Here is a 20,800-nt window from a genome sequence, read left to right as displayed (position 1 = left end):
TATCATATATCGTTTTATGCTTAATTTTATTAGGTAATAATATTTTCTAAATATAATAAGAGAAGCATACACTACTCATATTAGCTTTGTTTTAACCTTTAAGCATTATGGATAACTCAAAACGACGTTTTATTTGTCCTGATCACATAGAGGCGTCATAAATACAACCCCCATATCCCATGGCTGCTCAATCCAAGTATCTTGTGGAATATCAATAACATAATCATCGACTAATGGGCGCCCAGCTGGTTTTGCAAAGATAGTGACAAAATGAGCTTTAGGGTACATATCACGAATTGCTTTCGCGGTACCGCCAGTGTCAACAAGGTCATCAATCACTATGAAGCCTTCACCATCACCTTCAGCTCGCTTGATGATATTTAATTCACGCTGATTATCATGGTCATAACTTGAGATACATACGGTATCAACATGACGAATACCTAGCTCACGTGCGAGGAGTGCACCTGGTACAAGGCCACCACGGCTAACCGCGATAATCCCAGTCCATTGGTCTACAGGTAATAAACGTTGTGCGAGTTTTCGGGCATGTATTTGCAACATATCCCACGTTACGACATATTTTTCGCTCATAAAATTCGGGTCCCGACTGCTGAGTAAAACTGAAATGTGTCTTGCGGAAAAAAGGTTGCGCGAGATTATAGTGATTCAGCGCAGCAAAAACCAGCAAAAACAGAAGATGAGGATCAATTAATATTGTTTCTAGTCTTTATTCTCGGGGTTGCTTGGTTGCTACATTTACACAATGCCTACAAGCAATTCGAATTATTTTGGGTATATACACTGACTATTTATAACAATAAAGTGTATGCTGAGAAATTGATTGTGTGGCCTGAATATATACGCCACGCCCTTTAAATCGAATAATTAGGGTCTATTAGCCTTTATACTTATTTTTGCAACAATTTGTTTAGTATTAGTTCTAAGACGCTAGGTTTATTTATGCTTACTAAAATATTCACGTTCGACGAACTCTTCACATATACTGCATCCAAAAAGGTCAATAGGCTCTCGCGAAAACAGATAAAAATCAGGTCGCTTAAGGAGATTCAACGTGTCTGAACTAGCTAAATTGTCACCACAGCCATTATGGGATATTTTTGCCAAAATTTGTTCAATTCCCCATCCTTCCTATCACGAAGAAGCTCTTGCAGCACACATTATCGAATGGTCGAAACAAAAAGGGTTTCATGTAGAACGTGACCAAGTTGGTAATATTTTGATTCGCAAAGTAGCAACCGCAGGTTATGAAAACCGTAAAGCCGTTGTTCTACAAGCTCACTTAGACATGGTTCCACAGAAAAATAATGATACTGAGCATGATTTTACCAAAGATCCTATCCGTCCTTACGTTAATGGCGAATGGGTAACTGCTGAAGGCACCACTCTGGGTGCTGATAACGGTATTGGTATGGCATCTGCTCTTGCTGTTCTTGCTGATGATAGCCTTGAACACGGGCCATTAGAAGTTTTGTTGACTATGACAGAAGAGACTGGCATGGATGGCGCTTTCGGCTTACAAGCTGGATGGCTACAAGCAGACATTCTGATCAACACTGACTCAGAGGAAGAAGGCGAAATCTATATGGGTTGTGCTGGTGGTGTTGATTTTACAACAACATTTGACCTGACTCGTGAAGCAGTACCGCAAGGTTATAAAACCTTTACTATGACATTAAAAGGCTTGAAAGGCGGTCACTCCGGTGGTGATGTCCATTTAGGTTTAGGTAATGCAAACAAATTGTTAGCACGTTTTGTGGCCGGTCATGCAGAAGATCTTAGCTTGAAATTATTGGAGTTCACAGGTGGTACTGTGCGTAATGCAATCCCACGTGAAAGCCATGTCATTATTGCCGTACCGGCAGATAAAGTTGCTGAATTAACCGCACTAAGGACACGTTACGAGGGTATTTTGCAAAATGAATTATCCGTCGTTGAGCCAAATGTTGTTTTACTGTTAGAGGAAACACAGACTGAGTTAAAAGCGATTACTGATGAATGCCAAAAACGCTTTATTTACTTCTTAAATGCAGCACCGAATGGCGTGATCCGTATGAGCGATGTAGCTAAAGGTGTGGTTGAGACATCCCTCAATGAAGGCGTTGTCACAATGACTGAAGACAAAGTAGAAATTATTTTCTTAGTACGCTCTTTAATTGATAGCGGCAAAAACTATGTTGTTAATATGCTGACATCCATTAGTAAATTAGCACAAGCAAAATACCGCGCAGAAGGTAGCTATCCAGGATGGCAGCCTGATGCTGATTCACCCGTTATGCATTTAGTCAGTGAAACCTATCAAAAACTGTTTGGCAAAATTCCGAATGTCATGGTGATCCACGCAGGTCTTGAGTGTGGCCTGTTCAAAAAACCTTATCCTGATATGGATATGGTATCTATTGGGCCAACCATCCGTGGGGCACACTCACCAGATGAAAGAGTGCATATTGCCAGCGTTGGTGAATACTGGAAGTTATTAACAGCCGTTTTAAAGGCAATCCCAGTTAAAAACTAATAATAATTAGTTTCAATGGAACGATGATAAACACCCATTCTAAATAGTGGGTGTTTTTTTATTTAAAGCTCCAGTAATAACTGCCTTTCGATCTGTGGGCTTTGCAATGTAACATGTAATCCAACTAACCTAACACCCCGCTCTTCGCGCCGATGTTCCCAAACTTGCTTAGCCAAGAATATCAAATCTTGCTTATCCAGTATCGGATAAATATGTTCCTGAGTTGTTTGCTGAAAATCATTAAATTTAATTTTAACGCCTTGGCGTGCAATACGTAGGTCAGGTTTTACTTTTGTTAAACGAACTTTAAGTTCTTCATATAACTCATCAAGCAAAGGCAAACACTGTTCCCAATGATGAATATCTTCAGCTAATGTTCGTTCTACCCCTACCGACTTTCGAAGCCTATCGGGATTTATAGGTCGCTCATCAATGCCATGGCAGCGTTCCCATAATATCTGCCCAAATTTACCCATGCTTTTTATCAAACTCACCACATCATACTGTTGTACATCTGCACACGTTTCTAACCCCATATCTAACAATTTTTGCGCAGTAACTTTACCTACACCGGGAATTTTTTTTAGCGGTAATGACAGCACAAATTCCGCCATATTTTGTGGCGTTATCACATATTGCCCATTAGGTTTATTTAGATCAGACGCTATTTTCGCTAAAAATTTTATGGGTGCGATACCAGCAGATGCTGTGAGTTGTAACTCATCAAAAATTTGCTGACGAATCGTTTGAGCAATCAATGTGGCAGAGCCATGATAATGATCGCTATCACTGACATCTAAATAGGCTTCATCCAAAGAAAGCGGTTCAATGAGGTCGGTATAACGGGAAAGGATTTTCCGAATGTGTAAAGAGGTTTCTTTATAGAGAGCCATTCTGCCCGGAACGACTTTTAAGTGAGGGCAAAGCCTTAAGGCAACCGCGGTCGACATAGCGCTGTGAACACCATAGCGCCTTGCTTCATAGTTTGCAGTACTGATGACGCCACGACGGTCTGCACTCCCTCCCACAGCGATTGGCACATTGCGTAGACTAGGATCATCTCGCATTTCTATCGCTGCATAAAAGCAGTCCATATCAATATGAATTATTTTACGCACAGCAAGCTCACATCAACAAATAACTGATTAAATATACAGTATATAAATGAAACCTGCAATTTAGGGTAACCATGTCTATCTACTTATTTTGAATACCAAACAATGAAAATAAAAATAATTATCATTTTTATTACCCGATAAGCCATCTTAAAACGACTTATAGTAGTTACTTATAAAACAGGTCAATTATTAGGATAATAATGAATAAAAATCATACTGTGTTATTGAAAACACATCGGCTTCGTCGCCTTTTATTATTGGGAATAAATCGCCTTTCCCTTACAAGTTTACTCATTGCTACGACGACGACATACGCATTTGGGGAAAAACCTTCTGAGACAGATAAACAGCTGAAACAGCAAGATGAATCACTACAATTTCCAGCTTTATCCGTTGTTGGGGATTTAGATACAAGTGTTGGTGCCGGTAGCTCGGTACTCAAACTTAAAGATATAGAGCGAACTCAGGCTAATAACATTGCTGAATTAGTTGATCAACTTCCCGGTGTTTCATCATCTGGTTCACCTCGACCAGGGGGGCAAACACTTAATATTTGGGGAATGGGTGACATGGAAGATGTCAAAGTAACCCTCGACGATGCCCCAAAAGGTTTTGAGAAATATCGCCAAGGTTCCATATTCATCGAACCTGAATTGATTAAACGAATTGATGTAGATAAAGGTCCACACAACATCATGGACGGTAATGGTGGTTTTGGCGGAACAGTCAAAATAACCACCAAAGACGCTGAAGATTTACTGCTAGAGGACCAAAATTTCGGGGCGATGTTGAAGTACAGTTATCATACTAATGATCGACAAAACATTTATAGCTCAGCGCTATACGGAAAAACACTAAATGGTTTTGCCGATGGGTTATTGTATGTCAGTAAACGTGAAGGTGATGATTTACGTCGACCTGATGGCACTCGATTTGGCTTTTCGCAATCGGATCAAATGTCCTATCTACTCAAAACAAATATCTACCTAAATGATCAGCATACTTTAAGCTTATCTGCTATGCGCTCTGAGTCCGATAATCTCGTTCCTTGGGCTGCTAAGCGTGATGAACTCGCTACACCAACCAAGTCAGAAATTGACCAATATGGTTATGATGGTGCTGTCAAACGCAAATTGGTTCAACGTGAACAGCAAGATCAAAACTATAGTATAAAATGGAATTATATCCCTGAAGGCAGTGATTGGATTAATATCACAACAACCTATGCATGGTCTAAAACCAAACAAAATGACACTCGCCCTGAAAATGCATCTAAGTACCTATCAGCAAGTCTCGGCAATAAAAGTTGGGTTAATTATACCGACCAGCTATTTGATATTCATAATGAAAGTGTATTTGATACTGGTAGGTTAGAACATCAATTAACAATTGGCGCACGTTGGCACAAAAATGACCGCAGTGTTCTGATGTTTGATGCAGGCAAAATTAAAAATCCACAATATAATTATGGTTATTTTCAACCTCAATATATGCCTGCGGGTATTCAAGAAACGACGAGTGGATACATTCAAGATGCTATCACTTGGCGTAGTCTCACCGTTACACCAGGTGTGCGTTATGATTATGTCCAAAATAAGGGAAAAGGTAATCTTGCCGCAATCTACACGGAAAAAGATCCACTTATGGGACATGACTACCGACCTGTTACCTACAGCGGTATTTCACCTCATTTAGGTATTCTTTGGAAAACTACCCCGAACCTCACTTTATTTGCTGATGTTAGCCGTACATGGCGAGCCCCTGTCGTTGATGAACAATATGAAGTGCAATTCTCTCAAAGTAACGTCACCGGAAGTAGTCGAGAACTTGGTAAAGAGCGTATGGATGGCATTCGTTTAGGTGCAATCCTCGATTTTGACGAAGTTGCACAAGCAGATGACCAATTACAAATTCGTACCACTCTATTTCGTAACAAAGGTAAGGATGAAATCTTCCGTCGTCGCGGTGAAATTTGTGAAGAAAAGAAAAATGGGACTGGAAAATGTAACGGCCCATTGTCTAACTACCGTAATTTGCCCGGATATACTATTGAAGGCTTAGAAGTTGAACTATTCTATGATAGCCCTAATGTTTTCGGAAAAATGGCTTATTCTGCGATCAAAGGTGAACGCGATGCTTCACCTCGTGACCCTTGGTTTGGTCAAAAAACATGGATTGCCGAAATTCCACCAGACACTTTGCATGTCATGTTAGGTTACAAATTGCCACAATGGAATGTGAACTTCGGCATTACAGGTGACTTCGTTGGCCACCAAGTACGTTCACCCGCGGATAGAGATCCTATAGCGGTCTACTGGCAATATCCAAAGTCTAAAGGTTATTCACTTTATGGTGCTTTTGCTCAATGGAAACCTGAGTTTGTTGATAATACTGATGTTAGACTTACCGTTACTAATCTCTTTGAACAAGATTACTATCCATATTTAGGAGAAGCAGTGTCGGGCGTAGGTCGTGACGTGCGATTGAGTGTTACAAAATATTTTTAGTTTTCAAATGGGCTCTCACTTATGAGGGTCCACATTTGACATTTAAATAAAAATGATAATAATTATTGTTTTTATTATGCACATTACCTTACCAGAAAATAGATTTAAAGCGGAAGAAAGCCAACTTTACCATCGATATGCCCCGATATTATATCGCTATATTCTTGCGAGAACCCCCAATACTGATATTGCAGATGATATTTTGCATGATGTTTTTGTTCATACAATTGAAACATATCGCTGCCAAACTCTACGATTTCCAAAAGCCTACATGTACACACTTGCACAACGCAATATTGTCAATTTTTATCGCAGACGAAAAATTGAAGCTCACTATCAAAATTTGCTAATTGAGCCAGAGCAAGAGTGGCACTTAGAAACACAGTTAGTGGTAGAAGAGCAATTACTTTTAATATCAGAACAGCTTGCAAAGCTACCTGAGAAAATGGGGCAAGCCTATTTATTGGCTCAACTTGAAGGAATGACTTACAGCAAAATCGCATTACAGATTAATGCGAGTCCAAATTCAGTTAAGTACTACTTACAAATGGCACGGAAAGCATTAGCAAAAGAATTCACTGAAATAAATTCAAAATATTGATATATATATTATTATAGGTAATGGGTATGATAAAAATTATAACACCAAGTATCAAAAAAGGGATGGCTATCAGCTTACTTATACTTGCTAGCCACAGTGCATTTTCTCACTCACCACAGATTGTTGCTCATCGAGCTGGTACGGGAGATGCTCCAGAGAATACCCTTTATGCTATTGAATTGGCGAAAAAGAATAATGCTGATGCAATTTGGTTAACAGTGCAACTTTCTAAAGATAATCAGATAGTTTTATATAGACCGAGTAATCTTGACTCACTTACCGACAAAAAAGGAAATATCTCTGATTATACTGCACAAGAACTTCGTAAAATTAATGCCGCTTATCAATTCAATCAAAAAAATAATCTACAATTACCAATACAAAAAACAACTATTTCTACACTCGAAACTGTACTCAAAAAGTATCCTGATACTGAATTTTATATCGATTTAAAATCACCTGATGCATCGCCTGATATTCAAGCAAAAGCTATTTTTGATTTATTAGCAAAGAATAATGCATTCAAAAACACCCGATTTTATTCAACTAATAATGATTTCATACAAGCACTCTATAAGCACTCAAACAAAATAAACACCTTTGAAAGCCGTGATGAAACTCGCTCCATATTAGCCAATAGTGCAATGAGCCATCAATGCGAACCACCGAGTCAAGCAACTGAGAAAAAATCAATTCGCTGGTATGGCTTTGAGTTACATCGTAAAGTTGAAGTTGTTGAACGTTATACCCTTGGGGAAGCTCGCTCTCCGGCTACTTTGTCTTGGGATAAGGAAGCGATTGATTGCTTTAGGAAAAATGGGGATGCTTATATTGTTTTATTTGGCGTAAATAGCCCGAGTGATTATCAGCTAGCAAAAGAAATTGGTGCTGATGCTGTGATGGTCGATTCAACAAAAGCATTTAATTCGCCATCGTTAAAATAAACATCTGTCATAAAAAAGCCTCTCCGATCCGTTATTAAAACTGAGAGGCTTTAAAATCATCTTTTATTAGTGAGTCAAAGTATCCGGTTTTGCTCTAATAGCTTTTTTCGTGCATCATCACGTGCCATACGTTTTTTACGCGCATCGCAAGGTTCAGGGCAGTCACATGCTTTCTCAACACCAATGCTTTTTAAACCACCGCAACTACCTTGGATACTTTTACGCTTAATAATGTATCCAAGTGACATGAATAGAAATGCCAGTAAGAACAGGACGAAAGCTGCAATAAAAACTTCTATCATTTTATTACCCTCCTAATTACTGTTTTTTCTGTAAGAATGGTTCGAATGACTTAGTATAACGCTCTTCAAAACCTTTTTCTGTTTTCACTATCATAAAGACAGGAATATTCATTTTTTCAGCTAACGCCAGGCCTTCATCTGGACCTAAGACATTAAGCCCTGTTGATAAACCATCTGCACTCATACACGTTGGCGCTAATACAGTTATCGAGACAAGATTATGCTTAATTGGCATCCCTGTTTTTGGGTCGATCGTATGTGAAAAACGCACGCCATCTTGTTCAAAATAGTTACGATAATCACCCGAGGTTGCAATTGACATATCTCCCGGTTCAATCACTTCTTGAGCTGTTTGGCTTACACCATCAGTGATTGGTTTTTCAATAGCAATACGCCAAGGAGCACCTTTACCATTTTTTCCTTTAGTGCGAACCTCACCGCCTATATCAACCATATAGTTATTGATTTTTAGCGATTCTAAGTATTCAGCAACAACATCAACGCCATAACCTTTTGCGATAGATGAGAGATCGACATACAACTCAGGGATCGTTTTAACTAAATTATTGCCTTGTACTGATAGCTTCTCTATACCAACCCAACCACGGCGTTTTTCGAGTTCATCCGTTGTTGGTGCTTTGGTAACTCGCCCTTCAGGACCAAAGCCCCATAAATTAACTAATGGCCCAACAGTAACATCGAGTGCACCATTGGTTTGTTCATTTATTTTGATAGCTTCTTTAACGACTTTTGCTGTCGCTGCTGATACAGGAAAAGGAACATTAACTTCTTTAAATTGATTGAAGCGACTTAATTCAGAATCAGGACGATAGGTCGACATCTGATCGTTAACCTCTTCCAAACGCTTATCAATTTCGGCTTGAACCAACTCGCTGGTAGGCGATGAAGAGTCAGTCACATATTTAATGGAATAATAGGTTCCCATTGTCTGGCCTTGAAGATTATCCTGTTCAGGTCCACCACAAGCAGCCAATAATAGAGTTGCTGCAAATAGCAACGCCGGAATAATCACTTTTCTGTTCAGCATAGTTTTCTCTGCTTCAATCATAAGCGCCCACATTGGTGGGCGCTAAATAAAACAACTAAGGGGTTACTTAACCACCGAAATCATCCAGCAAGATGTTTTCATCCTCCACACCAAGATCTTTCAGCATCTTGATTACAGCTGCGTTCATAACCGGAGGTCCACACATATAGAACTCACAGTCTTCAGGTGCAGGGTGGTCTTTTAAGTAGTTTTCATACAGAACATTATGAATAAATCCTGTATAACCATCCCAATTATCTTCCGGCATTGCATCGGAAAGTGCAACATTCCATGTGAAATTTTCGTTCTCAGCAGCTAATTGATCGAAATCTTCTGTATAGAACATTTCACGCTTAGAACGAGCACCATACCAGAAGCTAATCTTACGCTTAGAATGCAAACGTCTTAGCTGATCGAAAATATGCGAACGCATTGGTGCCATACCCGCACCACCACCAATAAAGATCATTTCAGCTTCCGTTTCCTTGGCGAAAAATTCCCCAAATGGACCTGATATCGTCACTTTATCGCCCGGTTTCAACGACCAAATATAGGAAGACATAATCCCAGGTGGAACATCTGGATTACGCGGCGGCGGTGTTGCAATACGCACGTTCAGCAAAATAATACCGTGTTCTTCAGGATAGTTAGCCATTGAGTACGCACGAACAGTTGGCTCTTTGACCTCAGAAACATAACGGAATAAATTAAATTTATCCCAGTCTTCACGATATTCCTGTGGCACGTCGAAATCGGCATATTTCACAACGTGCTCAGGGCATTCGATTTGAATAAAACCACCAGCACGGAATGGAACAACTTCTCCGTCTGGAATTTTTAGTTTCAATTCTTTAATGAACGTTGCTTTATTATCATTCGAAAGAACTTCACATTCCCATTTTTTAACGCCAAAAATTTCTTCAGGTAATTCAATTTTCAGATCTTGTTTGACGTTAACCTGACAGGCTAAACGACAGCCTTCTTTAGCTTCACGTTTATTAATGTGGGTAAGCTCAGTTGGCAGAATATCACCGCCACCTTCTTTGATTATCACGCGGCATTGACCACATGAACCACCACCACCACAAGCTGATGAAACAAAAATACCTTGGTTAGACAGCATTCCTAACAGTTTATCGCCAGCTGGCGCATCAAAACTCTTGTCCGGATCTCCGTTTACTTCAACTTTAATATTCCCTGTATTAACTAACTTAGATTTAGCAAACAGGATCAAGCCTGTTAACCCCAAGACAATCAGGGTAAACATCACTACGCCTAGAATAATAATATCCATGAATTCTTCTCGCCTTTATAACTGAACACCGGAGAAGGACATAAAGCCCAGTGCCATCAAACCAGTGGTGACAAAGGTAATGCCTAAGCCTTTCAAACCCACTGGAACATCGGAATATTTCATCTTTTCACGAATCGATGCTAACAATACAATTGCTATCATCCAGCCGATGCCTGAACCAAATCCATATACGATAGATTCGCTAAAGTTGTAATCACGCTGAGCCATGAAAGAGACGCCACCAAAGATTGCACAGTTAACGGTAATCAACGGCAGGAAGATACCCAATGCGTTATAAAGTGACGGGAAATAACGATCTAAAATCATTTCCAGAATTTGAACTAAGGCAGCGATAACACCAATAAAGGTAATAAAGTTAAGGAATGATAAATCGACTCCCTCAACCAATGCCCCATCGCGTAAGATAAAGTTATAAACGAGATTGTTGGCAGGTACTGAAATTCCTAAAACAACAGCAACAGCAATACCTAGACCAAACGCTGTCTTAACATCCTTTGACACAGCCAAAAACGTACACATACCCAAGAAGAATGCCAATGCCATGTTTTCAATAAACACCGCTTTTACAAACAGGCTTATGTAATGTTCCATCAGCTTAATCCTTTTCTATCTGAGCAGGTCTCATGGTTCGTAAGCCCCAAATCAGCATACCAATAATAAAGAATGCACTTGGTGCTAAAAGGAATAGACCGTTAGGCATGTACCAACCACCATTTTGTAGCGATTCAAACACTGTCATGCCAAATAATGTGCCAGAGCCAAATAGTTCACGCAAAAATCCAACAAGAATAAGGATGACACCGTAGCCAAGGCCATTACCAATACCATCCATAAAGCTTTCAATTGGTGGAGATTTCATTGCGTAAGCTTCAGCTCGCCCCATCACAATACAGTTAGTGATGATTAAACCGACAAACACAGAAAGTTGCTTAGATATCTCATAGGCATATGCTCGCAAAATTTGGTCAACAACAATAACCAATGAAGCAATAATTGCCATCTGAACAATAATCCTCACGCTACTTGGAATATAGTTACGGATTAGAGAGATAAAAAAGTTAGAGAATGCAGTAACCAATGTTACTGCAAGTGTCATGACTAAAGCGGTTTCCATTTTAGTGGTCACTGCCAATGCAGAACACACACCAAGAATCTGTAGCGCAATAGGGTTATTATTAAATATAGGTCCCAATAGGACGCGTTTTATTTCTTTTGAATCAGCCATTATTCAGCGCTCCTTCACGAACTTTTTTCAGGAACGGACCAAAACCGTTATCACCTAGCCAAAAATCAAACATATGTTGAATGCCGTTTGAGGTTAGTGTTGCACCTGAAAGACCATCGATACCATAAGGACTGTCTGTCGAGCCACTACGAACAATTTTAATCGCAGGAACTCCCTCTTCGTTGAAGAGTTTTTTACCTAACCACTGAGCTTTCCACTGTGGGTTATCCACTTCACCGCCAAGACCTGGGGTTTCACCGTGTGCATAGTACGTAATACCACGGGAGGTAACTCCATCAATATCAACGGCAATAAAAGCGTACATTACCGACCACAACCCTGAACCATAAACAGGTAAAATGACTTGAGCGATTTTGCCTTCATCATTTTTCACTAAATAAATTTCAGCACTGTTCGCACGACGACGGATTTTAGCAATATCTTCAGCAGGCGAAAGCGCGATACTACTTTCCTCGCTACGTAATTCGCTATTGAGATCAAATCCACTGATGTCATCTGAAAGTTCATTAGTTTTAAAATTCAGCAATTTTGGTTCAATACGATCATCATAAACTTGTTGAACTTCCTCAGTGGTCATATTCGGATTAAATAGACCTGCAACACTTAAAATATTACGTTGCGTATCTAATAAAATTTGTTCTTGCTGTCGAGATTTTAATCCCACAGCAGAACCAGCTACGACGATAGAACAAACTAGGCATAGAATAAAAACGACTAAGAATGTTCTTCCGATACTATCTTTATTTTTTGGTTTTTCATTAGCCACGGGCTTTTCTCCGCTTAATATTTGCTTGAACGACCAGATAGTCAAACAGAGGAGCAAACAGGTTGGCGAACAGAATTGCGAGCATCATACCTTCTGGGTATGCAGGGTTTGCAACTCGAATAAGCACACACATCACACCTATCAGAATACCGTAAGCCCATTTACCTTTATCAGTGAAAGAAGCTGATACTGGATCTGTCGCCATAAAGACCATACCGAATGCAAAGCCACCCAGAACCATGTGCCACCACCAAGGCATAGCAAACAATGGATTAGTATCTGAACCGATGAGATTGAATACGTAAGACATCACAATCATACCGGCCATGACGCCTGCAACAATACGCCACGAAGCAATTCGGAAGAAAATGATCAAGGCGCCACCAATGAAGATCATCAATGTTGATACTTCACCAATAGAACCCGGCAAGTTACCTAGAAATGCCTGCATCCAAGTAATTGGTTCACCTGTTACTGTATTCAATAACGCATGCTCACCTCCGGTTGCCCATTGGGACAGAGGAGTTGCACCGGAAAAACCATCGGCCGCAGTCCACACTAAGTCACCCGATATTTGAGCTGGGTAAGCAAAGAAAAGAAATGCACGGCCTGCAAGTGCAGGGTTTAAGAAGTTACGACCCGTTCCACCAAAAATTTCTTTAGCGACAACGACACCAAATGTAATACCTAATGCAGCCTGCCATAATGGAATAGTTGGCGGCACAATCAGTGCAAACAGGATCGAAGAAACAAAGAAACCTTCATTGATTTCATGACCACGGGTCATGGCAAAAAGAACTTCCCAAAAACCGCCGACAAGAAAAACAACTAAATAAATAGGCAGGAAATATACCGCGCCTAACAGCATCTTGCTGCCCCAACCCGCATCTGGAGTTAGTGAAGCCCCCAAAAACTGTGCTAAGCGATAATGCCAGTCACCCGCAAGGACTTGTTGTAGTTCGGCACCACTGTATAGATGATAAAGTGCTGGAATTGCTTGGTTACCAACGTTATACATTCCCCAAAACATTGCAGGAAATACAGCAACCCAAACAAGGATCATCATACGTTTTAGATCGATGGTATCACGAACGTGAGAACGGCCTTTAGTGACTGTTCCCGGTGTATAGAAGACCGTCGTGACAGCTTCAAATAATGGATAGAGTTTCTCTAATTTTCCACCGGGCTCAAAATGGTGCTCATGCTTTTCAAATAAATTTTTCAGACCCATGGAATTACCCTTCTTGCTCAATCTTGGTCAGTAGATCACGAAGTACAGGACCATATTCATACTTGGCCGGGCATACATAAGTACACAGTCCCAGATCTTCCTCATCCAACTCCAAACAACCCAACTCTTGTGACGTGTCTGTATCTCCAGCGAGGAGGTCACGTAATAAGTGGGTAATCATGATATCGAGAGGCATTACACGTTCATAGTTACCAATTGGTACCATTGAACGCTCACCACCATTCATCGTTGTTGTGAAATTGAAGTGTTTGTTTTTCAGGAAATGGCCAATTGTTGTTCGTGTAACGGTGAATTTATCAACACCCGGCATAATCCAGCCAAAGAGTTCTTTATCTCGCCCTTCACGCAAAACAGATACCTGATTATGGAAACGGCCTAGGTAGTGGTGAATATCATCACAAGTGACGCCCCAAAGTATGGAGCCTGAAATAATACGATTTTCACCTTCTTTAAGCTGCCCTTTCGTTAATTCATAGATGTCAGCACCAAGACGTGTTTTAAGCAAACGAGGTTTTTCAACCTGAGGTCCGGCAAGTGAAATTACGCGGTCAGTATAGAGATAACCCGTGGTAAAAAGCTTACCAATCGCAATCACATCTTGATAATTAAGGTGCCATACCTTTTTATTAATGCTTACAGGTTCAAGGAAATGGATATGCGTACCAACTAAACCAGCAGGATGAGGCCCCGCAAACTCAGTATAAGTCACATGTTCATGATCGATGGATTTAGGTAATTCACCTCCACCATGGCAAACATGCACTTTCCCCTCTGTTAATCGATTTAGAATGGTCAATCCATCGACGAAAGCTTGCTGTTGTGTACGAATGACGACAAGTGGATCAGCCGCAAGTGGGTTTGTGTCTATCATGGTAACAAAAATAGCAACTGGCGAAGAGCCAAGCTCTGGGGAACGGCTAAATGGACGAGTTCTTAACGCTGTCCATAAACCCGACTGTACTAAGTTTTGTTCGACTTGCTCACGAGTTAAACTAGCAAGTTCATCACTCTTATACGATGCAAAAGTCACTTGTTCGTCGCCATCGATTTCGATAACAACTGATTGAAGTACGCGATATTCACCACGATTAATAGCGACAATGTTTCCGCAGGCTGGGCTAGTGAATAATACACCGGGGTTCTTTTTATCTTCAAAAAGAACTTGCCCTTTTTTTACGTGTTCACCTTCTTTAACCAGCATAGAAGGACGCATTCCGACATATTCTTCACCTAGCAATGCTACGTGTTGAATTTTCGGGCCGTCTTCTATCACTTGAGCTGGCTCACCTGCAATGGGAAGGTTAAGGCCTTTTTTAATTTTAATCATAAGATCTGCACAAGTTTCTCAGTTAACCCTAAACTAATGATCCTATAAAGAACCATAGCGACTTAGTAAATAAAACCACTCAAGTTACTCCCATAACTCAAGCTAATAATTCTCTCGATATTGTGACGCGATTCTCTTATTCTGCCGCTTGTAATTTTATCAGTTCCCCCGAGCTATGTCCGGATATTCAAGTGACTTAGTTCAAGCAATAACAATAAATTTTCAACTTTTATTTAAATAACTCGTAATAAACGAAGGATTAACTCATCTTTATCGAGCGCTGAATGTTTTTCGAACAAAAAACAATCGTAGCTAAACTATTAATATGCTATATCAAATATCTCTTAGCTCATTTAAAATATCGCTACAATGCGTTTTTTTTAAACAACCCTTATTATTTAATTTGGTTTAAGCATGAAAAAAAATATTCTGATTAGCTTTAATTTCGTTGTGTTTTTTTTACAGCCTGTAATTGCTGAAGCGAATAACCATTCACTTTTACTTAATACTAAGAGTGTTAATTCGCAAGATACACCCATTTTTATTCAGATATTTAAGCAGGAAGGTGTGCTTGAACTTTACCAAAAAGCAGCAAATGGGAAATATCAATTAACTAAAACTTATCCTATTTGTAAGTTTTCTGGAGGACTTGGCCCTAAAAAATTGGAAGGTGACTTAAAAAGTCCCGAAGGGTTTTATCAGATAACAACATCCCAGCTTAATCCAAATAGTCGGTATTACCGATCTATTAACTTAGGGTTTCCTAATGAATATGACCGTTCACAAGGTTATGATGGTAACTACCTAATGATACATGGTGATTGTGTTTCTGTTGGCTGCTACGCAATGACCGATAAATATATGAGTGAAATTTATCAAACGGTTGAAGGGGCTTTTAAAAATGGGCAAGTCGCTGTTGATGTGAGTATTTACCCATTTCGAATGACCAAAGAAAATATGCTACTTCATAAAAATTCAAGTCACTACGCATTCTGGCAGCAATTAAAACCTGCTTACGATTACTTCACTGACTTTGGCAAGCCAGCACAAATTTCTGTTATATCAGGAAAATATGCTGTTAATGGCTCGCCAGATACGCCAACTAAATTATTAAAACTAAGGTCACAATATGCGCTCGCCGAGGTGAAATAGTACAAAACTCCCCGGTTCAATCTTCTGCCAACTTTCATTGCCTGTTAATGGTAAGGTTGCTATCACAGAAACAATATCCGTCGGTGTTGTACAACTTTGGAAATCGATTTCTACATCCTGATCAAGCAATTTAGCTTTACCAAATGGAGACTTACGCGTTATCCAATACAGATTTGTTGAACAGAATGCCATCAGATAGCGACCGTCAGAGAGCAGCATATTAAACACTCCTTTTTGTCGTAACTGGTCTGCAAGTACAGCAATAAAGCGGAAAACAGCATGCCAATTAGCAGGTCTTTTTGGGTACTTTGCAGCTAATTGGCTTAGAATCCAGCAAAATGCTTTTTCACTATCGGTTTCACCAATAGGACGATAATGGCCTGTTTCTAATGAACGATAACCTTTTAATTGCCCATTATGTGCATAAGTCCAGTTACGTCCCCACAGTTCTCGCGTGAAAGGATGTGTATTTGCTAAGGTCACATCACCTCGGTTCGCTTGACGAATATGTGCTACAACCGTTTCAGATTTGATAGGGTATTCCTGCACAAAGCGAGCCACTGGTGATAAAAAGCTGGGTTGAGGATCTTTAAAAGTACGACACCCTAACCCTTCGTAAAACGTGATCCCCCAACCATCTTTATGTGGCCCTGTATGGCCTCCTCGGGATATCAGTCCACTGAGACTAAAGTTAATATCAGTTGGCACATTGGCACTCATACCTAATAATTCGCACATTTCAAGACCCTCTATAGCTTGAAGCTGTTGACTTTTATTGCTTATTCTTAGTGTTAAATTTTGTTAAAAATAAGAATAATTTCACCATGTTACGCATCATGGCAATCAAACACATAACTACAAACCTAAACAGCAAACAAAAGCGCCCTTTGGGTTCGATTAAAAGCGATTTTTCACTGTATTGCGCGGCTCTTACCTATCCTTCAGGCTGAAAACCCACTCACTTTTTTTGACCTTATAACTTAAGTAAGATTATTTAATTTTAATGATAATTTATCATTAAAAATCAACAGCCTTAGAAAACTTATTTAACCATCTCTTTTTCAATTAGCTGGATCAAAATATGAATTACTTTAATGTGAATTTCCTGAATACGGTCAGCATAACCAAAGTGTGGTACCCGAATTTCGATATCTGCGCTACCTGCCATTTTCCCACCATCTTTACCCGTTAAGGTAATGACCTTCATACCTTTTTCGCGTGCAGCACTAATCGCTTTAATGACGTTAGCGGAATTACCTGAGGTCGATATGCCGAGAAGAACATCACCATCTCTACCAACTGCTTCAATAAAGCGAGAAAAAACATAATCATAACCGAAATCATTACTGACACAGGATAAGTGGCTAACATCAGAAATAGCAATGGCTGGATAGCCTGGACGATTTTCACGATAACGCCCTGTTAGCTCTTCAGCAAAATGCATTGCATCACAGTGAGAACCGCCATTACCGCACGATAATACTTTGCCCCCTGCTTTAAAGGAGTCTGCAAGTAACACAGCCGCTTGCTCAATTGCTTTAATATTTGCATCATTACTTAGGAATTGCGCCAACGTATCGGCAGCTTCCGACAGTTCACCGCGGATCAGGTCTTGATACATGAGATTTCCCCTTAAATTTAACGAATTCAGTGTCGAGATAATCGACATTAAGATAGGTAATTAGTCTTTACTCCTCAGATTGTTACACAAGGTAAATTTTCTTTCTACTGCTGATTTTGCTCGATTTTATGCATTTGAGGCGAATCGACTATTTTTGTGCTATTTCCCATCCCTCATTCTTTTTGCTTCTAACTAATAAACTTTTTAATGGCGCTATTATTAACGATTAACTGACGATTTTGTGAGCCAAGTTGTAATTAAGATGTAAACAACTTGATAATTATTTATTACTCGATATAGATTAAAGGCCACAACAGGTCAGACCTCTTACAAGTAGAAGGAGTTTCCCCTATGACCCTACTCACTATTATCCTATTTATCGCTTTAATTGGTGTTCTCTGTTATCACAAAACGGCATTAATTCTTAGTACTATCATAGTATTAGCCTATACCGCCATCATGGGAGCATTAAATCTTTGGAGCTACTGGATGTTGCTCCCTGTAGCATTAATACTGTTTCCATTTGTTTTTACCCCTGTGCGCCAGTCACTATTCTCAGTACGTGCATTGAAAATGTTCAAAAAAGTCATGCCACCTATGTCACGTACTGAAAAAGAAGCCATTGATGCTGGAACAACTTGGTGGGAAGGCGACCTTTTTCGCGGTGCGCCCGATTGGAACAAACTCCATAATTATCCAAAACCACAATTAACCGCAGAGGAACAAGCTTTCATAGACGGCCCAGTGGAAACAGTTTGTGGCATGGTTAATGACTTTGAAGTCACACACGAACTTGCTGACCTTTCGCCTGAAGTTTGGCAGTATCTTCGGGATCACCGCTTTTTCGCCATGATCATTAAAAAAGAGTACGGTGGACTTGAGTTTTCAGCCTATGCTCAATCGCAAATTTTGCAAAAACTTGCAGGTGTATCTGGCATCTTAGCTATCACTGTAGGTGTCCCTAACTCCCTTGGTCCAGGGGAATTATTACAACATTATGGTACTGATGAGCAGAAACAACGCTACTTGCCGGGACTTGCCACGGGAGAAGAGATCCCTTGCTTTGCACTAACAAGTCCAGAAGCAGGTTCTGACGCAGGAGCGATCCCCGACACAGGTGTTGTTTGTATGGGGGATTGGCAAGGTGAACAAGTGCTAGGCATGCGCTTGAACTGGAATAAACGCTATATCACACTAGCGCCTATTGCGACTGTTCTTGGCCTTGCCTTTAAATTATCAGACCCAGATCGCTTATTGGGTGGTGAGAAACAATTAGGGATCACCTGTGCTTTAATACCTACTAATACCCCAGGTGTAGAAATTGGCCAACGCCACTTCCCATTGAATGCGCCATTTATGAATGGACCAACTCGTGGCCAGGATATCTTTGTTCCTATCGATTACATTATCGGTGGCCCAACAATGGCAGGACAAGGCTGGCGTATGCTTGTTGAATGTTTATCGGTTGGACGCGGAATTACTTTGCCATCGAACTCAACAGGTAGCCTAAAAAGTATTGCAATGGCGACTGGGGCATATGCCTATATTCGTCGCCAATTTAAAATATCTATCGGTAAGATGGAAGGGGTTGAAGAGCCGCTGGCACGTATTGCAGGTAACACTTACCTAATGGATGCTGCGGCAACCATGGTAACGTCTGGTATTATGTTAGGAGAGAAACCTGCTGTTTTATCTGCTATCGTAAAATATCACTGTACGCATCGGGGCCAACGCTCTGTAATTGATGCCATGGATATCACTGGTGGTAAAGGGATTTGTCTTGGGCCATCTAACTTTGTTGCAAGAACTTATCAAGGTGCGCCAATTGCCATTACAGTTGAAGGGGCAAATATTTTAACTCGTAGTATGATAATCTTTGGGCAAGGTGCAATTCGCTGCCACCCATATGTCCTCGATGAAATGGCGGCGGCACAAGATAATAATTTGCATAAATTTGATAAAGCCATGTTTGGTCACATTGGTCATGTTATCAGCAACCAATTCCGGAGTTTCTGGCTAGGCTTAACTAACGGCCGCGGCAGCAATGCTCCCACAAAAGATGAAACTCGTCGTTATTATCAAATGTTAAACCGTCAAAGTGCAAACCTTGCTTTGCTATCAGATGTTGCAATGGGTGTGCTTGGTGGAAGCTTGAAGCGCCGTGAACGTATCTCCGCACGTTTAGGTGATATTCTTAGTCATCTATTTTTAGCAACAGCGACACTCAAACGCTATGAAGATGAAGGTCGCCAAAAAGCGGATTTACCTTTAGTTAAATGGGCTGTTGAAGATTGCTTATATCAATCCGAAAAAGCGATTGATGACTTACTGAAAAACTTCCCTAACCGCATGGTCTCAAGTTTGATGCGCATAACCTTATTCCCTACAGGCCGTGCAATGTCTGCCCCATCAGACCGTCTTGACCACAAACTAGCAATGCTAATTATGGAGCCTTCTGAAACGCGCGATAGAATCGGTCGTGGTCAGTATTTGACTCCAACAGAAAACAACCCACACGGGCTAGTGAATCAAGCTCTGTATGACATTATTGCCGCTGAGCCTATTTTTGAGCGCATTTGTCTGTTAAAAGAGCGTAAGTTTAGCTTCACTCGTTTAGATAAGCTGGCAGATCAGATGTTACCTGAAAATATTATTACCCAAGAAGAAGCGGATATTTTGCGTAAAGCCGAAGCCAGTCGCTTACGCACCATTAATGTCGATGAATTTGATTTTGACGCGTTAGGAGTGCTGAGCGAAAAAAAGCCTCATGATGAAAATGTTGAAGGTCGTAAAGATGAAAAGCAGTCTAAGAAAAAGCAAGCCGCTTAGTTCAGATATTAATTAATGCATACCAACTAAAAGGGAAACAATCTGTTTCCCTTTTAAATTATCAGTAACGCTAAAAACGATGATTTAAACCATGCTAAAAGTGCCATTTTGGCACTTTTAGCATGGTTTTATCTATAGATTTGAATTGAGAGGATGGTAATACCCTAAATAATTCGAGGTGCAGCTAGGCGACAAGAGAATGAGACGCTAGGAACATACATAAGTATGTGACTAGC

18 protein-coding genes are annotated in these 20,800 nt (G+C 40.2%); 6 read left to right on the top strand and 12 right to left on the bottom strand.

Annotation, left to right across the window (positions count from 1 at the left end; all coding sequences use genetic code 11):
- Positions 1-129: 129 nt before the first annotated feature.
- Positions 130-594, bottom strand: coding sequence for a xanthine phosphoribosyltransferase (gene gpt / locus OOA_RS17455; RefSeq protein ID WP_008913495.1), 465 nt, complete (start codon positions 592-594; stop codon positions 130-132).
- Between the two features lie 481 nt (positions 595-1,075).
- Here gpt and pepD point away from each other — a divergent pair, with 481 nt between their 5' ends.
- Positions 1,076-2,536, top strand: a complete 1,461-nt coding sequence (gene pepD / locus OOA_RS17445; RefSeq protein WP_008913493.1) for a beta-Ala-His dipeptidase — start codon at positions 1,076-1,078, stop codon at positions 2,534-2,536.
- 62 nt (positions 2,537-2,598) lie between these two features.
- Here pepD and dinB read toward each other — a convergent pair whose 3' ends face one another.
- Positions 2,599-3,654, bottom strand: coding sequence for a DNA polymerase IV (dinB, locus tag OOA_RS17440; RefSeq protein WP_008913492.1), 1,056 nt, complete (start codon positions 3,652-3,654; stop codon positions 2,599-2,601).
- Between the two features lie 200 nt (positions 3,655-3,854).
- On the opposite strand from dinB, the gene OOA_RS17435 reads away from it, so the two are divergent.
- The 3 genes from OOA_RS17435 to OOA_RS17425 all read left to right on the top strand — a co-directional run bounded on the left by OOA_RS17435 (position 3,855) and on the right by OOA_RS17425 (position 7,706).
- Complete coding sequence (locus tag OOA_RS17435) at positions 3,855-6,161, top strand: TonB-dependent hemoglobin/transferrin/lactoferrin family receptor (protein WP_008913491.1); 2,307 nt, start codon at positions 3,855-3,857, stop codon at positions 6,159-6,161.
- Positions 6,162-6,237: 76 nt separating this feature from the next.
- Complete coding sequence (locus OOA_RS17430) at positions 6,238-6,762, top strand: RNA polymerase sigma factor (RefSeq protein ID WP_008913490.1); 525 nt, start codon at positions 6,238-6,240, stop codon at positions 6,760-6,762.
- 26 nt (positions 6,763-6,788) lie between these two features.
- A complete protein-coding gene (locus OOA_RS17425) occupies positions 6,789-7,706 on the top strand; it encodes a glycerophosphodiester phosphodiesterase family protein (protein ID WP_008913489.1) in 918 nt (305 codons plus the stop codon).
- Positions 7,707-7,780: 74 nt separating this feature from the next.
- Here the strand turns inward: OOA_RS17425 and nqrM are convergent, their stop codons facing one another.
- From nqrM to OOA_RS17385, 8 genes are all read right to left on the bottom strand, one after another.
- Positions 7,781-8,008: a (Na+)-NQR maturation NqrM gene (gene nqrM / locus OOA_RS17420; protein WP_008913488.1), complete on the bottom strand. Its 228-nt coding sequence runs from the start codon at positions 8,006-8,008 to the stop codon at positions 7,781-7,783.
- 16 nt (positions 8,009-8,024) lie between these two features.
- A complete protein-coding gene (locus OOA_RS17415; RefSeq protein ID WP_040691880.1) occupies positions 8,025-9,056 on the bottom strand; it encodes an FAD:protein FMN transferase in 1,032 nt (343 codons plus the stop codon).
- Between the two features lie 67 nt (positions 9,057-9,123).
- Positions 9,124-10,350, bottom strand: a complete 1,227-nt coding sequence (gene nqrF / locus OOA_RS17410; protein ID WP_008913486.1) for an NADH:ubiquinone reductase (Na(+)-transporting) subunit F — start codon at positions 10,348-10,350, stop codon at positions 9,124-9,126.
- 15 nt (positions 10,351-10,365) lie between these two features.
- Positions 10,366-10,962 (bottom strand): NADH:ubiquinone reductase (Na(+)-transporting) subunit E, encoded by a 597-nt coding sequence (nqrE, locus tag OOA_RS17405; RefSeq protein ID WP_008913485.1) that lies wholly within the window; start codon positions 10,960-10,962, stop codon positions 10,366-10,368.
- Between the two features lie 4 nt (positions 10,963-10,966).
- Positions 10,967-11,596, bottom strand: a complete 630-nt coding sequence (locus OOA_RS17400; RefSeq protein ID WP_008913484.1) for an NADH:ubiquinone reductase (Na(+)-transporting) subunit D — start codon at positions 11,594-11,596, stop codon at positions 10,967-10,969.
- Positions 11,589-12,383 (bottom strand): Na(+)-translocating NADH-quinone reductase subunit C, encoded by a 795-nt coding sequence (locus OOA_RS17395; RefSeq protein WP_008913483.1) that lies wholly within the window; start codon positions 12,381-12,383, stop codon positions 11,589-11,591. Before OOA_RS17395 ends, OOA_RS17400 begins: the two co-directional genes overlap by 8 nt.
- Complete coding sequence (locus OOA_RS17390) at positions 12,376-13,614, bottom strand: NADH:ubiquinone reductase (Na(+)-transporting) subunit B (RefSeq protein WP_008913482.1); 1,239 nt, start codon at positions 13,612-13,614, stop codon at positions 12,376-12,378. The genes OOA_RS17395 and OOA_RS17390 overlap by 8 nt, the downstream gene beginning before the upstream one ends.
- A gap of 4 nt (positions 13,615-13,618) precedes the next feature.
- Positions 13,619-14,962, bottom strand: a complete 1,344-nt coding sequence (locus tag OOA_RS17385) for a Na(+)-translocating NADH-quinone reductase subunit A (protein ID WP_008913481.1) — start codon at positions 14,960-14,962, stop codon at positions 13,619-13,621.
- 414 nt (positions 14,963-15,376) lie between these two features.
- On the opposite strand from OOA_RS17385, the gene OOA_RS17380 reads away from it, so the two are divergent.
- Positions 15,377-16,114, top strand: a complete 738-nt coding sequence (locus OOA_RS17380) for a L,D-transpeptidase family protein (protein WP_008913480.1) — start codon at positions 15,377-15,379, stop codon at positions 16,112-16,114.
- Here the strand turns inward: OOA_RS17380 and OOA_RS17375 are convergent.
- Positions 16,085-16,852 carry a class II glutamine amidotransferase gene (locus tag OOA_RS17375; RefSeq protein ID WP_008913479.1) on the bottom strand — a complete coding sequence of 256 codons (768 nt, stop codon included), beginning with the start codon at positions 16,850-16,852 and terminating at the stop codon, positions 16,085-16,087. The two genes, OOA_RS17380 and OOA_RS17375, sit on opposite strands and share 30 nt — an antisense overlap.
- A 304-nt stretch (positions 16,853-17,156) precedes the next feature.
- The gene (gene lpcA, locus OOA_RS17370; RefSeq protein WP_008913478.1) at positions 17,157-17,735 is read right to left on the bottom strand and encodes a D-sedoheptulose 7-phosphate isomerase; all 579 of its coding nucleotides are present in this window, start codon (positions 17,733-17,735) and stop codon (positions 17,157-17,159) included.
- 351 nt (positions 17,736-18,086) lie between these two features.
- Between lpcA and fadE the strand changes: the two genes are divergently transcribed.
- Entirely contained in the window at positions 18,087-20,564 is a 2,478-nt protein-coding gene (gene fadE, locus OOA_RS17365) for an acyl-CoA dehydrogenase FadE (RefSeq protein ID WP_008913477.1), read from the top strand.
- The last annotated feature ends 236 nt before the right edge of the window (positions 20,565-20,800 follow it).

The organism is Providencia burhodogranariea DSM 19968 (genome assembly GCF_000314855.2).
Classification (GTDB): Bacteria; Pseudomonadota; Gammaproteobacteria; order Enterobacterales; family Enterobacteriaceae; genus Providencia; species Providencia burhodogranariea.
The sequence above is the reverse complement of the archived record's forward strand: the minus strand, read 5'-3'. Positions and strand labels throughout refer to the sequence as shown.

Coding starts and splice junctions, on each gene's coding strand:
- gpt (WP_008913495.1), bottom strand. CDS start 594: ATGAGCGAAAAATATGTCGTAACGTGGGATATGTTGCAAATACATGCC.
- OOA_RS17435 (WP_008913491.1), top strand. CDS start 3,855: ATGAATAAAAATCATACTGTGTTATTGAAAACACATCGGCTTCGTCGC.
- OOA_RS17430 (WP_008913490.1), top strand. CDS start 6,238: ATGCACATTACCTTACCAGAAAATAGATTTAAAGCGGAAGAAAGCCAA.
- OOA_RS17425 (WP_008913489.1), top strand. CDS start 6,789: ATGATAAAAATTATAACACCAAGTATCAAAAAAGGGATGGCTATCAGC.
- nqrM (WP_008913488.1), bottom strand. CDS start 8,008: ATGATAGAAGTTTTTATTGCAGCTTTCGTCCTGTTCTTACTGGCATTT.
- OOA_RS17415 (WP_040691880.1), bottom strand. CDS start 9,056: ATGCTGAACAGAAAAGTGATTATTCCGGCGTTGCTATTTGCAGCAACT.
- nqrF (WP_008913486.1), bottom strand. CDS start 10,350: ATGGATATTATTATTCTAGGCGTAGTGATGTTTACCCTGATTGTCTTG.
- nqrE (WP_008913485.1), bottom strand. CDS start 10,962: ATGGAACATTACATAAGCCTGTTTGTAAAAGCGGTGTTTATTGAAAAC.
- OOA_RS17400 (WP_008913484.1), bottom strand. CDS start 11,596: ATGGCTGATTCAAAAGAAATAAAACGCGTCCTATTGGGACCTATATTT.
- OOA_RS17390 (WP_008913482.1), bottom strand. CDS start 13,614: ATGGGTCTGAAAAATTTATTTGAAAAGCATGAGCACCATTTTGAGCCC.
- OOA_RS17385 (WP_008913481.1), bottom strand. CDS start 14,962: ATGATTAAAATTAAAAAAGGCCTTAACCTTCCCATTGCAGGTGAGCCA.
- OOA_RS17380 (WP_008913480.1), top strand. CDS start 15,377: ATGAAAAAAAATATTCTGATTAGCTTTAATTTCGTTGTGTTTTTTTTA.
- OOA_RS17375 (WP_008913479.1), bottom strand. CDS start 16,852: ATGTGCGAATTATTAGGTATGAGTGCCAATGTGCCAACTGATATTAAC.
- lpcA (WP_008913478.1), bottom strand. CDS start 17,735: ATGTATCAAGACCTGATCCGCGGTGAACTGTCGGAAGCTGCCGATACG.
- fadE (WP_008913477.1), top strand. CDS start 18,087: ATGACCCTACTCACTATTATCCTATTTATCGCTTTAATTGGTGTTCTC.